The organism is Micromonospora sp. NPDC049139 (genome assembly GCF_055586845.1).
The window spans coordinates 169298-181307 of sequence record NZ_JBVJHK010000017.1 but is presented as its reverse complement, the minus strand read 5'-3'; the positions used below and the strand labels follow the sequence as shown (position 1 = coordinate 181307).

The following is a 12010-nucleotide window of genomic DNA, read 5'->3' as shown; positions in this document are numbered from 1 at the left end:
CTTCCGGCGCGACCAGCCCCTCGACAGGCAAGGCGAAAACGAAACCGAAGACGACCCGCAAACCACGCCCAAGCCCAACAGGTTAAAGATCAAGCAAGGACTTCGCCGACAAGCACGACAAGCAGGTCGACCAGGGCATGGAGAAGGGCGGCGACATGGCCGACAAGCGCACCGGCGGGAAGTACGACGACCAGATCGACAAGGGTGTCGACCAGGCCCAGGCCCGTACGGGCGAGGGTGACCAGGTCCGCTGACCTCCTCGGTCCGCTCCCGGGTCGCCGCGCGGTCGGCGGCCCGGGATCGTCGTTTCCGGCCAATCGACGGTCACCGCTAGCCAAGCATCGACCACTCTCGCTACTATCCGCAGTCGGAACATGACTCACCGTAGAGTCACCTTCGGCCGGACCGGCGTCCCCGGGGACGCCGCGACGAGAGGAAGTCAGCCGGTGACCGAGGCACCCGAGACGACCGTCCCTCAGCGCTATCCGTTCGGCGACCCCGACCGGCTCACCCTCGACCCGCGCTACGCCCGGCTGCGCGGGGACGAACCGCTCACCCGGATCCGGATGCCCTTCGGGGAGCCGGCCTGGCTGGCCACCCGGCACGCCGACGTGCGTACGGTGCTCGGCGACCCCCGGTTCAGCCGGGCCGCCTCGGTGGGCCGGGACGAGCCCCGCAACTCGCCACGGCGGCAGGACTCCGGGATCCTGTCCATGGACCCGCCGGAGCACACCCGGCTGCGCCGGTTGGTGGCGAAGGCCTTCACCGCCCGGCGGGTGGAGGAGCTGCGCCCACGCACCAGGAGGGTCGCCGACGAACTGGTCGACGGCATGCTCGCCGCCGGCCCCCCGGCCGACCTGGTGGAGCGCCTGGCCACCCCGCTGCCGATCCGGGTCATCTGCGACCTGCTCGGCGTGCCCGTGGCCGACCAGGACCGCTTCCACACCTGGTCCGAGGCGATCGTGTCGACCACCTCGCTGAGCCCGGAACAGGCCCAGCAGTACATCGACAACCTGTTCGCGTACATGGGGGAGCTGATCGCGCGGCGGCACCGCGAACCCACCGACGACCTGCTCGGCGCGATGGTCCGGGCCCGGGACGCCGACGACCGGCTCGCGGCGGACGAGGTCGTGCGGCTGGCCGCCGGGCTGCTCGCCGCCGGGCACGAGACGACCGTGACCCAGATTCCCAACTTCGTGTACGTGCTGCTCACCCACCCGGCCGAGTGGGCACGGCTGCGGGCCGAGCCGGCGCTGGTGCCGGGCGCCGTGGAGGAGCTGATGCGCTTCGTCCCGCTCGGCGCGTCGTCGGCCTTCGCCCGCTACGCCCTCGAGGACGTCGAGCTCGGCGGCGTGCTGGTGCGTGCCGGCGAGCCGGTCGTGGTGTCGATTCCGTCGGCCAACCGGGACGAGACGGTCTTCGCCGAGCCCGACCGGCTCGACCTGGCCCGGCAGGCCAACCCCCACCTCGGATTCGGGCACGGGGTGCACCACTGCGTCGGCGCCCAGCTCGCCCGGATGGAGCTCCAGGTCGTCCTGGAGACCCTGATCGCCCGCACCCCCGGCCTGCGCCTGGCGGTGCCCGAGTCGGAACTGACCTGGAAGAGCGGCCTGCTGGTGCGGGGCCTGGTGGCCATGCCGGTGAGCTGGTGACGCGGTGAGCGGGTCGGACGAGCAGTGGCGCGTGCACGTGGACCGGGCCCGGTGCATCGGGTCGGGGATCTGCGCGGGCACCGCTCCGGGGCACTTCGTGCTGGTGGACGGGCTGTCCCGCCCGCTGGCCGAGCGGGTGGCGCCCGACGACGCGCTGGTGGACGCCGCGGACTCGTGCCCCATGGAGGCGGTCATCGTGTCCGAGGTGGACAGCCTGCGCCGGATCGCGCCGGATCCGTGAGCCAGCGGCACCAGCTCGAACGGCAGCGGCGAGCCCGCGTGCGCGTGCCGGAGCCGCGAGCCGCGTGCACGTGCCGGAGCCGTGCGTCCGGCGGGCGTGCCGGCGGGACGAGCCGCCGGCACGCCCGTGGTCAGTATCCGGGGTGGCGAACCCCGTTGATGTTGACGCGGAGCGCGTAGAGCGAGCTGGACGCGCAGACGAAGAGGTGGTTGCGCTTCGGCCCGCCGAACGTGAAGTTGGCGACCACCTCGGGCAGGCGCAGCTTGCCCAGCAGCGTGCCGTCCGGGTCGAAGCAGTGCAGCCCGTCGTACGCGGCAGCCCAGATCCGGCCGGCCGCGTCGAGGCGTACCCCGTCGAAGGTGCCCGCGTCGCACTCGGCGAAGACCTCACCCCCGTGCAGGCTGCCGTTCGCGCCGACGCCGAAGCGTCGCAGGTGCCGGTGCCGGGTGTCCGCCACGTAGAGCGTCGACTCGTCGGCGTCGAACGCGAGCCCGTTCGGCTGGCCGAAGTCGTCGGCGACCAGGCGCACCTCGCCGTCGTGCGGGTCGACCCGGTAGACGTGGTTGCCGCCGATCTCGCTCTCGGCCCGGTGGCCCTCGTAGTCGCTGTCGATGCCGAAGCTCGGGTCCGTGAACCAGATCGAGCCGTCGGAGTGCTCGACCACGTCGTTGGGGCTGTTCAGCCGCTGCCCCCGGTAGCGTTCCGCGATGACGGTGTCGGTGCCGTCCGCCTCCGTGCGGGTGACGCGCCGGTTGCCCTGCTCGCAGCTCACCAGCCGCCCGCGCCGGTCGACGGTGTGTCCGTTGGCGTAGCCCGCCGGCTGCCGGAACACGCCGACCGCTCCGGTGGTCTCGTCCCAGCGCAGCAGCCGGTCGTTGGGGATGTCGCTGAACACCAGGGAACGCCCGGCGGGGAAGTACGCCGGCCCCTCCAGCCAGCGGCCCCCGGTGTGGAGCCGCTCGACCCACTCGTCGCCGTTGACCCGGCGGAACCGTTCGTCGAGGACCTCGAAGTGAGCTTTCACCCGGTCGACCATGAGACGCCCTCCTGACTTCTGTTCGGCTGTACGCTAACACCACTGAACGACAGTCGGGAAACGATGTGAATCGCCGAACAAGCATCGGAGGAGCGCGTGGACGACATCGACCGGAGGCTGCTGGCGGAGCTGCAACGGGATGCGGCCCAGCCCTACGCGGCCCTCGCCGCCGCCGTCGGGCTGTCGACCGGGGCCGTCCACGAGCGGGTGCGGAAGTTGCGCGAGCAGGGGGTGATCCGACGCACCACAGTGGACGTCGACCCCGTCTCCGTGGGCCGCGGCGTGCTCGCCTTCGTGATGATCGAGGCAAACGCCTGGATGGGGGACCCACCCACCCACGAGGCGCTCGCCGCGCTGCCGGAGGTCGAGGAGGCCCACGTGGTGGCCGGCCCGGCCTCGCTGCTGGTAAAGATCAGGGCGGGGTCACCGGAGCAGCTCCAGGCCAGCCTGCGGCGACTGTTCCAGGTCGAGGGCGTCACCGGCACGCAGACCATCGTGGTGCTGGAGACGTTCTTCGACCGCCCGCCGGATCCGCTCGGCCGCTGAGACGCCGGTGGCCGCACCCCCGAGCGGGGCGCGGCCACCATCGGCGGGGTGGGGTCAGCTGCTTCTCGCGCAGCTCCGCCATCGACGTGGGCCGGCCGCTGAGCGCGTCCCGCAGCCGGTCCACCAAGCCCGCGTCCGGGCCGCTCCCCCCGCCTCAGTCGAGGATCGCGTCCAGGGTGCGGCGGGCGGTGTCGGCCATCACCGGGTTGGTGTCGACGTAGTAGGGGAGGGCGCCGACGGCCTGGACGATCGCCCAGCCCCGCCCGCGCGCCCAGGTAGCGTCATCGGTTCCCAGCGCCCGGCGGTAGGTCTCCCGGGCACCGGGCGGCAACAGGTTCCACGCCGGCATGAGGTCGACCGCCGGGTCGCCGACGCAGACCGCCCCGAGGTCGATGACCGCGGCGAGCCGGCCGCCGCGGACCAGCAGGTTGCCCGGCATCAGGTCGGCGTGGATCCACACGTCCGGCCCGTCGTGCGCGGGCGCGTCGCGGCACTCCGCCCAGACCCGGGCGACCCGGGCGGTGTCGGTCAGGTGGGTGCTCTCGGCCAGGCAGCTACGGACGTACTCGTCCCGGGCGGGCAGCGGGCCGCCCCGGGTGCGTCCGTTCCACGCCCGGCCGCCGGTCTCCACCTCGTGCAGCGCGCGGACGAACCCGGCGAGGTCACGGGCGAACTCGACCGGATCGCCGATGCTCCGGTCGCCGGCGGTCTCCCCGGGGATCCAGCGGTACGCCGTCCACGGCCCCGGGTAGCCCTCGCCCGGCTCGCCGAGGGCCACCGGCTCGGGAACCGGCAGCGGTACGTGCGGGGCGAGGCGACGCGCGTCCTCCTGCTCGCGCCGCAGGTCCTCGCGGAGTTCCGGGTCGACGCCGGGTTGCAGCGGGAAGCGCAGCACGATGTCCTCGCCGAGGCGGAACAGCGCGTTCACGGTGCCGTACGAGGTGACCGGGCGCACCGGGAGCCCACGCCAGCGGGGGAACTGGTCGGCGACGAGGGCGGTGACGACGTCCGCGGTGACGTCGACCTGGTCGGCATGCATCCTCACCGGGCCGATCCTGCCGCCGGCCCGGGGCCAGGGCGACCGGTTTTCACCGGGCATGCCGAGGGCCGGTCCCCCGTGCGGGGAGACCGGCCCTCGCCGGTGCGTCGGATCAGGACGAGTAGCCGCGCTCGGCGATCCAGTTGGCGACCTTCTCCAGGGTCATCCAGTACTCGCCCTCGGGAGAGGCCGGGTCGGCGATCCGGATGAGGTCACCGCCGTCCCGGTAGCCCACCAGGGTCAGGTAGTGCCCGCCCTCGTACGACTGCGGGTGGCCGTCGGTGTCGACCGCGGTGCCCTTGACGTTGGCCACCACCGGCCGGCCCTCGTCCAGGGCGGCGACCACGTCGGCCCGCAGCTTGTCGACCTGCTCCGGCTTGGCCACCGGGCCGGAAATCTCCGTGGTCCGGTACCGGCCGCCGGTCAGCTCGTTGAGCACCCGCGTGGTGTCCAGGGCCGAGTCGGTCCCGGCCTCCGTGGTGCCCAGCAGCTTCGCGACCTCGTCCTGCGAGAGGATCTTGCCCTGCGCGGACAGGGCCATCCGCGTCGCGGCCGGGCCGCAGTAGTAGAAGTTGGGCTGGGCCTGGTACTCGATGCCCACGGTGCGCTCGGCCCGCTTGTCGGGGCGGCCGTTCTTGTCGGCCTTGTCGGCCCGCCCGCCCTTGTCGGTGTGCACCGAGGCGACCGGGGCGGTGGTCACCGGCGCGGCCTGGGCGGCCATCGCGGGTCCGGCGATGCAACCGCCCGCCACCAGCAGGCCGGCGACGGAGAGACCGCTCTTGTGGATGATCGGCTTCATGGTCGGGCTCCAATCGGGGGTTGACGCCTCCGGGAGCCGGAGGCGCAAGCACCGGGACAGGCGCTCGCCTGGAGGGATTCGACGGCCCGGAGCGCGTCCGTGGCCGGGCGTACCAGGGATCCAACGGCCCTGCTCCACGGGGCATTCCGGGGCAGGGGCCGGGGGTCCGGCGGCACGATGGGATGCAACGGCGCCAGGGGCAGCAGGATTCCGGCGTACGGATGCGGCTCGTCACACGACGTGCGACGGGCTCCTCGTGCTCGTGCCGGCGGTTCCCCGGACGGCGGTGGTCGGCCGTCTACCGCAGCCGATGTCGGCAGGCCGGGCGAGCCGGCGGCGAACAGGTCAGACCGTCACAGACTTCCCAGCAGGCGCGTCACGGTGATCTCGATGACGACCCGGTCGGGATTGGGGCGCGGTGTCCGGTACCGCTCGGCGTACCGGCGCTCGGCCTCGGCCACGGCGGCCCGGTCGGAGCGGACGACCGCCCGCCCCTCGATGGTGAGCCACCGCCGCCCGTCGACGTGGCAGACGGCCACCGGGGCGCCCACGGGGCCGGCTGCGGCGACGTGTCGGGCCTTGCGGGACGTGCCGCTGGTGATCACCCGGGCCAGGCCCGCCGCGGCGTCGACGGTGACGCCCACCGGCACGACGTGCGGGGTGCCGTCGGCCCGCAGGGTGGTGAACGTGGCCAGGTGCCGTTCCCGGCAGAACGCGGCGACCCGCTCGTCCTGCGGTGCCAACCGGTGGTCGGGCATGTCCGTCCTCTGTCTCGCGGTCAGCGTGCCGGTCAGGGAACGCGGCGGCGGTTCCGGTCCGGTTCCGGCGGGGTGACCGGTCGGCCGGGCAGCGGGGGACTGCCGGCGCGACGGTGCCGGACCAGCCGACCGAGGTAGATCAGCGCGCCGGTCAGCACGGCCATGTCGTCGAGGTAGATCGGGTCGGGCAGCACGTCGATCGGGAGCACGGTGTAGAGCAGCGCCCCGTAGAAAGCGACCTTGCCCTTCACCCCGAGCGTGCCGAGCAGCCGGCGGGTGCGGATCACGCGAACGGCCAGCAGCACCGCGCCGACCAGCGTGACGACCGCCACGACACCGACGAGGACCCACGCCTCCCTGGACATACGGCCACGCTAGCCCAGCCGGGCCAGCTCCGCCCGAATCCGTCGGCCGGCCGGTCGGTACGCGGCGACGGCCACCCGGTCGTGCCGGTCAGTACGCGGCGACGGCCGCCCGACCCCGGGCCACCGGCGGAACCTCCCGGCCGGACACCGCTGGAAGTTCCCGGGTCTGCTCCACCGGCCCCTCGATCAGCGGCAGCAGGGACGGCGCCTCCTCGGGCTGGTGGTTGACCGCGGCGAACGCCTCGTCCCGCAGGCTGCGCGCCGACTCGGCGGCGAGTTCGGCGGCGCGCCAGGCGGCCTGCTCCCGCTCCCGGGCGGCCTGCTGCCGGGCGAACAGGTTGTCCCGTACCGCCCGGCGCAGCACCAGCTCCTGCTCGACCGGGTGCAGCCGCGGGTCCCATCCGTTGCGGTGCGCGAAGACGTCGCTGAGCTGCTCCACCGACAGCTCCTTGCGCCAGTACGCGTCCAGCGCGGCCCGGTGCAGGAAGCGCTCGCGCTCGGCGTACTCGGCGGGGGTCCGGCCGGTATGCGGCAGGGGCATCGCCTCGGCGTTCGCCAGCCGTCGGACGTCCGCCTCGGCGGCCTCGTACGCCTGCCAGGCCGTCTCGACCGCCTCCTGCGCGGTCAGCCACTCTGCCCGCAGGCGGGCGGCGGTGGCGGCGGCCCGCTCCGCGGCCACCGCGACCTCCTCCGCGTACCGGGACCGTTCGCGCTGCTCCTCGGCCCGTTCCAGCTCGCTAGGCATCGCCGCGCGGCGGATCAGGACCCCCGCGTCGAAGCGGAGCCGGCCCGGCCGCAGCAACAGGCCGGCGACGGTGACGGCGACGACGCCGAGCAGGCTCAGCCAGATCACGGCGGCCCGCGGCACATCGAGCAGGACGGAGGAGAGCACGGTTTGCATGGTCAGCACCTCGCGGTCGATCGGCGGAAATCGACGTTGGTCGTGCCCGGCGGACGGGCGGGTGGGCATCGTGGACGCTTGCGGCGTACCGCGGCAGGTGGTCGTCTCGGGCGGGCCGGGAACGGGCGGGACCGGTGTCGAGGCGGGTACGGCCGGGGCGGCGTGCCGCCCCACGCGGTAGGCGGGCCGGAGCCGTGGCGGCCGGAGTGCCGAAAGGCGGCCCGGTCGGACGGCCTCGTGCGGCGGGAGGAGGTCCGCCGCAGCGGCCGATCGCCTCGGGACGTGGCCGACGGGTCAGGCGGTCGGCGGACCGCGCCGGGTGGGGACGCCCCGACCGGGGTCGCGGGTCGGCACGTCCAGGCGGACGATCGACGCGACCGGGTTCTCGGCCCGGCGGACGGCCGGCGGGGTGGCCGCGTCGACCGTCCGCTCGGCAGCAGGCTCCCGGCGCGGCAGCGGCCGGTCGACCGGCGCGTTCGCGGCGACCGGTGCGTTCGCGGCGACGGGTGCGCCCGCGGCGACGGGTGCGCTCGCGGCCGGGCCGAGGGTGGGGACAGACGGAGCCGGTGCGGTGGTCACGCCGCCGAGGCCGACGGCGAGCACCAGCGCGGCGACGGCCAGTCGGGTCAGCTCGCGCAGTAAACGCAGCGTGGCCGACCAGAACGGGTCGGTGGACGCTACGGACGGCACCCGTCCAACCTATCGCCCGTGCGCGGCCGGCGCAGCGCGGCGGCGGCATCGGACCGGGTGACCGCCACCACGTTGTCCGGAGTGGACGCTGTCCCGTCCGGCGGGAGCGGCGGCGGCTGTCTTTCCCGCTGTCCCGGCCCGCGGCAACAGCACGTTCGCCTTCCTCTCGGACTCGCGGCCGGGCCGGGCCGCGGCCGGGGCCGACCCGCAGATCACCGACATCATGATTGACTGGGTGCGGGCTTGCAGTTCTACCGGAAGCCACCGGAAACAAGTGACGTTAGGTTGCGCTGATGATGTGGATGTCGTGGCTCTTCGTGGCGTCACTCCTGGCGGTGACGGTGGGCCTCCTGCTCGGCATGTACGAGCGGCTCCGCCCCTCGGTCGCGCTGAAGCGGGCGTTCCACGTGCTCGTCCTGGCCGGGGCCGGGCTGATGCTGCCGGTTTTCGTCGTCGCCGGGTTGGACGAGCCGGTGAACTGGATCCCGGCCGCGCTGCTGGCCGGGATGCTTGCCCTGACACCGTGGATGTTGCGGGACAAGTCCCGGTCACGGTCCTGATCCGACCGCGTGGGGCGACCGACGCCGGACCAGTGCTGCGCGCGAGAACCACGTCAGCACCGAGATGAGCAACGCCAAGGCGTGGAACTGACGCAATCGCCGACGCGGCTCCGGTCCGACGACGGTGGTGCCGGGCAGGACCGCGGCTACTCCAGAGCGGACGGCGCGGGTACCGCGCCCGGGACGGCGGGCCGGCTCTGTCCCGCCCGCTCAGAAACTGTGGTCTGAGGGCGCAGCGGTCTTCGTCCGGCAGCCGGGTGGCGACGCCGCTCGTCAGCGGGGGCGAGTGCTCAGCCGGCGTGACCCGCCCGGTGCTGTGGGCGCCCGTGCGTCCCGGCCTCGGGGCGTACGGTCACGGGCTCACTGGCGGTCCTGGTGTCGCGGCCCGGTCGCGGTGGTGGCCTGCTGCCGCCTGACCAGCGCGTACAGCCCGGTGCGACGGAGAGCGGAGCGGTGCCGCCGGGCCGTGGCCGCGCCAGCCTGAGCGACGGTACGGCCGATCCGCCGCGTCGGCTCGCGTCGGCGGCACCGGAGCGCCGGGGAGGGCGGAGGATCGGTACGGTGGAGCGCATGATCCTGCCCCCCAGCCGTACGAGCGCGGAGGCGCACCTCTACATGGACCTGCGGCCCTGCCCCTGCGGGGAGACGCGGTTCGCCCGGCAGAGCGCGGTCGTGGCGCTCGAGGACGGCGACCTGGCCGCCCGCTACACCGGTGCCTGCCCCACCTGCGGCCAGCCGCGCGAATTCACCTTCCGGCTGCCGGCCGAGCCCGCCGTGGCCCCCGCCGGTGGCTTCCGCTACGGCGGGGACGAGCCGTCGCAGCTGCTCGATCCCGGCGAGTGGCTCCGGGTGGCCGACACGTACGCCAGGTCGGTGCCGGCGGACGGGGACGCGGGGCAGCGGGCCCGGGCCACGCTGATCCGGGCCGTCGCGGCGCTGGACGAGGTGCTCAAGTTCATCCCGCCCGGCGAGGACGTGGTGCCCGCCGCAGCCTGCACCAGCGAGTGGGGACGCGACCTGCGCCGGCGGGAGCCGGGCCGCTTCCGGCGCGGCCGGCTGGCCGCGGTCCGCGACACGTACGCCGGGATGCTGCCGCAGGCCGTCTGAGCGAACGCCGCGTCGTCCTCGACAACCCCCCCACGGCACCGGCGCGACCCGCGGCCGGGATGCCGGCCGCGTCACGCCGAGCCCTTCCGGCAGCGATGCCGTCCAGTGCGGTCGGTTCTCAGGCCCGCCAGGTCCCGGGTGCGGCGATCCTCACCGGCGGGCCTCGTCGAGACAGGCGGCGTTCGCGCCGACCAGCAGGGGGAGGGCGGCCAGGAACTCGCGCAGCACGTGCCGGGGGTCGTGCTCGCGGGTGTCCACCACCTCGGCCCGCGCGCCGGCGTCGGCGAAGACCTGACAGACGTCCCAGAGGCTGGCGCCCACACTGCTCCACTGCCACACGTCGTGCACCAACGCCGGCAGCCGCAACACCGGCGCGGTGCCGAAGAGGCCGATGCCGTAGCGCAGCGGGTCGTCGGGGGTGTTGCCCAGCGACACCATGAGTGGGAGCACCCGATGCGCGCGGGCGAAGTCCACCACGTCCGGCGCGTCCGGCGTGATCTCCACCAGCAGGCCGTCCTCCAGGAACTCCGCGACGAAGCGGTCCGGGTCGGCCACGCCGAGCTGCCTGGCGGCATCGGTCACGGCGGCCCGGTCCCAGGTGGCGTCGGGCCGGTCCACCGGGCGGTGCGCCGCGGCCCAGACCGCGAAGGCCTGCGGGTCCTCCAGGGTCACCGAGAGACGGCCGATGCTCAGCGAGTAGTACTTCACCGGAGCGCCCACGGCCGGGTGAAACTCCCCGGTGTAGCGCCCTACCGGCAGGATCAGCGGATCGGCCATCTCGGGGTTCCTCGTCGTATCGGTCACGGCAGCGGCTCCAGGTAGACGACGCTGGCCGCGAGCAGCAGGTGGGCGGTACGGAGGAACGCGGTGAGCAGCCGTTCCGGGTCGACCAGGTCCGGGTCGGTGCCGCCGGCCTCCCGCTCCTCGTCGGCGAGGGCCCGGCACATCGTCCAGAGGCTCTCCCCGGACGGGCACCGTTCCCAGAGGTCGTAGACGGTGCGGGTGACGCTCACCACCGGGTGCTCGTAGAAGCCGATCGACCAGAGCCAGGGCTTTTCGGCGCTGTTGCCCAGCCCGAGCATCCGGGCGCCGACCCGGTGCCGACGAGCGAACTCCACCGCCTCGCCGGCATCGGGGGCGACCTCGACGGCGAGCCCTTCAGCCAGCAGCCCGTGCAGCAGCGGGGCGCTGTCGACACCGGGCAGTTGCGCGGCGGCCGCGTCGCGTACCGCGGGCAGGGTCCAGGGCTGCTCGGCCGGTTGGTCGCCGGCGCCGTGCGCCAGCGCCCACAGGGTGAAGCGCTGGTCGTCCAGCTCCCACACCTCGTCGCCGAGGCGGACCCGGTGGTAGCGCTCGGTCGAACCGGCCACCGGGTGAAAGGTGCCGAAGAACTGCCCGACCGGCAGCAGCAGGGCCTGCGCGGTGTGTGTCGTCGTCATCGCTGCTGATCCTCAGGTCGCGTGGCCCACCACGGCTGGTCGTCATGCTGGGAGTGGCCGGGCTCGCCGGGCCGGATGATCTGCGCCGGCGGCAGGTCGGACAGGTCGATCGGAGTCAGCTTGCCAAGGAAGTGCCCGAACGAGCGGGCCACCGGAACCAGGTGCCGCTCGCGCCCGGCGGCACCCTCAGGACCGATCGCCCCGCCCAGGCCGGACTCCGGCAGGAAGTACACGCCCTCCTCCGCCATGTCGCGCGGCCGCAGCGAGAGCACCAGCAGACCGCCGGAGAGGTTCGCGATGACCAGCCAGGTCGGCGACAGCCAGGGATCCCGGTGTACGCGCTGAGCGTGCACCAGGTCGAACGGCGGGTACTGGGGGTGAACGCCGAGCAGGGGACGTTCCGGCAACATGCTGAAGGGCAGGCCGGGGACGTGGTGCTCGACCTCGGGCTGTGCCCCGTTGTTGTCACGCAGCCAGTCGCGGTAGCTCGGCGGCAACGAGATGCCGAGTTCGGCCTCCACTGCTTGTAGCTGCGCTTCGTCGAGCTGACCGTAGGGCCGCAGCCGGGCGGACTTCCAGACGTGGCCGGTTGGTGGCGTCATCACCTCGTTCTCGTCGACCCGACGGACGATCACCCGCCACTCGTCCGCGCTCTTCATGTCGACGTCCGCGAAGCGCCAGGTCTCGTCGCCCACCGGGAAGGTCTCGCCGAGAGCGACCTCGTAGTGGGGGGATTCCTCGCTCCAGTGGGGCATGACGGCGATTTCGCACCGGACCGGAGGGCCCTCGTTGATCCACCGAACGCCGAGCCGGGCCGGCCCGATGTCCGACGGCACGTTGTTGCGGATGGACATGACGTCCGTGTAGGAGCGCAACG

Annotated in this window: 13 protein-coding genes and 2 pseudogenes; 6 read left to right on the top strand and 9 right to left on the bottom strand. The window is 73.7% G+C overall.

Annotated elements, in window-relative coordinates:
* Window positions 1–92: 92 nt before the first annotated feature.
* The 3 genes and pseudogenes from ACZ6Q9_RS25730 to ACZ6Q9_RS25720 form a co-directional block, all read left to right on the top strand.
* Window positions 93–254, top strand: a pseudogene (locus tag ACZ6Q9_RS25730) (antitoxin); the annotation flags it as partial.
* Between the two features lie 120 nt (window positions 255–374).
* On the top strand, window positions 375–1652 hold the full coding sequence (locus ACZ6Q9_RS25725) for a cytochrome P450 (protein WP_396829844.1): 1278 nt from the start codon (window positions 375–377) through the stop codon (window positions 1650–1652).
* Window positions 1653–1656: 4 nt separating this feature from the next.
* The gene (locus ACZ6Q9_RS25720; RefSeq protein ID WP_396829843.1) at window positions 1657–1893 is read left to right on the top strand and encodes a ferredoxin; all 237 of its coding nucleotides are present in this window, start codon (window positions 1657–1659) and stop codon (window positions 1891–1893) included.
* A gap of 130 nt (window positions 1894–2023) precedes the next feature.
* On the opposite strand, the gene ACZ6Q9_RS25715 is transcribed toward ACZ6Q9_RS25720, so the two are convergent.
* A complete protein-coding gene (locus ACZ6Q9_RS25715; protein WP_396829842.1) occupies window positions 2024–2929 on the bottom strand; it encodes an SMP-30/gluconolactonase/LRE family protein in 906 nt (301 codons plus the stop codon).
* A 96-nt stretch (window positions 2930–3025) separates the two neighbouring features.
* Here ACZ6Q9_RS25715 and ACZ6Q9_RS25710 point away from each other — a divergent pair, with 96 nt between their 5' ends.
* Window positions 3026–3475, top strand: a complete 450-nt coding sequence (locus tag ACZ6Q9_RS25710) for an Lrp/AsnC family transcriptional regulator (RefSeq protein WP_396829841.1) — start codon at window positions 3026–3028, stop codon at window positions 3473–3475.
* 154 nt (window positions 3476–3629) lie between these two features.
* Here the strand turns inward: ACZ6Q9_RS25710 and ACZ6Q9_RS25705 are convergent, their stop codons facing one another.
* From ACZ6Q9_RS25705 to ACZ6Q9_RS25680, 6 genes are all read right to left on the bottom strand, one after another.
* Complete coding sequence (locus ACZ6Q9_RS25705; RefSeq protein WP_396829850.1) at window positions 3630–4514, bottom strand: aminoglycoside phosphotransferase family protein; 885 nt, start codon at window positions 4512–4514, stop codon at window positions 3630–3632.
* A 112-nt stretch (window positions 4515–4626) separates the two neighbouring features.
* Window positions 4627–5313, bottom strand: coding sequence for a C39 family peptidase (locus tag ACZ6Q9_RS25700; protein WP_393257903.1), 687 nt, complete (start codon window positions 5311–5313; stop codon window positions 4627–4629).
* A gap of 353 nt (window positions 5314–5666) precedes the next feature.
* On the bottom strand, window positions 5667–6071 hold the full coding sequence (locus tag ACZ6Q9_RS25695) for a pyridoxamine 5'-phosphate oxidase family protein (protein WP_393257906.1): 405 nt from the start codon (window positions 6069–6071) through the stop codon (window positions 5667–5669).
* A gap of 32 nt (window positions 6072–6103) precedes the next feature.
* On the bottom strand, window positions 6104–6436 hold the full coding sequence (locus tag ACZ6Q9_RS25690; protein ID WP_393257909.1) for a DUF1232 domain-containing protein: 333 nt from the start codon (window positions 6434–6436) through the stop codon (window positions 6104–6106).
* A gap of 88 nt (window positions 6437–6524) precedes the next feature.
* A complete protein-coding gene (locus tag ACZ6Q9_RS25685; RefSeq protein WP_396829839.1) occupies window positions 6525–7337 on the bottom strand; it encodes a hypothetical protein in 813 nt (270 codons plus the stop codon).
* A gap of 294 nt (window positions 7338–7631) precedes the next feature.
* Complete coding sequence (locus ACZ6Q9_RS25680; RefSeq protein ID WP_393257915.1) at window positions 7632–8027, bottom strand: hypothetical protein; 396 nt, start codon at window positions 8025–8027, stop codon at window positions 7632–7634.
* A 293-nt stretch (window positions 8028–8320) separates the two neighbouring features.
* On the opposite strand from ACZ6Q9_RS25680, the gene ACZ6Q9_RS25675 reads away from it, so the two are divergent.
* Together ACZ6Q9_RS25675 and ACZ6Q9_RS25670 are read left to right on the top strand one after the other, a co-directional pair.
* Window positions 8321–8587, top strand: a complete 267-nt coding sequence (locus tag ACZ6Q9_RS25675; RefSeq protein WP_393257918.1) for a hypothetical protein — start codon at window positions 8321–8323, stop codon at window positions 8585–8587.
* A gap of 570 nt (window positions 8588–9157) precedes the next feature.
* Window positions 9158–9694 (top strand): hypothetical protein, encoded by a 537-nt coding sequence (locus ACZ6Q9_RS25670; RefSeq protein WP_396829838.1) that lies wholly within the window; start codon window positions 9158–9160, stop codon window positions 9692–9694.
* A 150-nt stretch (window positions 9695–9844) separates the two neighbouring features.
* Here ACZ6Q9_RS25670 and ACZ6Q9_RS25665 read toward each other — a convergent pair whose 3' ends face one another.
* Together ACZ6Q9_RS25665 and ACZ6Q9_RS25660 are read right to left on the bottom strand one after the other, a co-directional pair.
* Window positions 9845–10471 carry a hypothetical protein gene (locus ACZ6Q9_RS25665; protein ID WP_396829836.1) on the bottom strand — a complete coding sequence of 209 codons (627 nt, stop codon included), beginning with the start codon at window positions 10469–10471 and terminating at the stop codon, window positions 9845–9847.
* Window positions 10472–10494: 23 nt separating this feature from the next.
* Window positions 10495–11987, bottom strand: a pseudogene (locus ACZ6Q9_RS25660) (DUF6406 domain-containing protein).
* Window positions 11988–12010 lie beyond the last annotated feature (23 nt).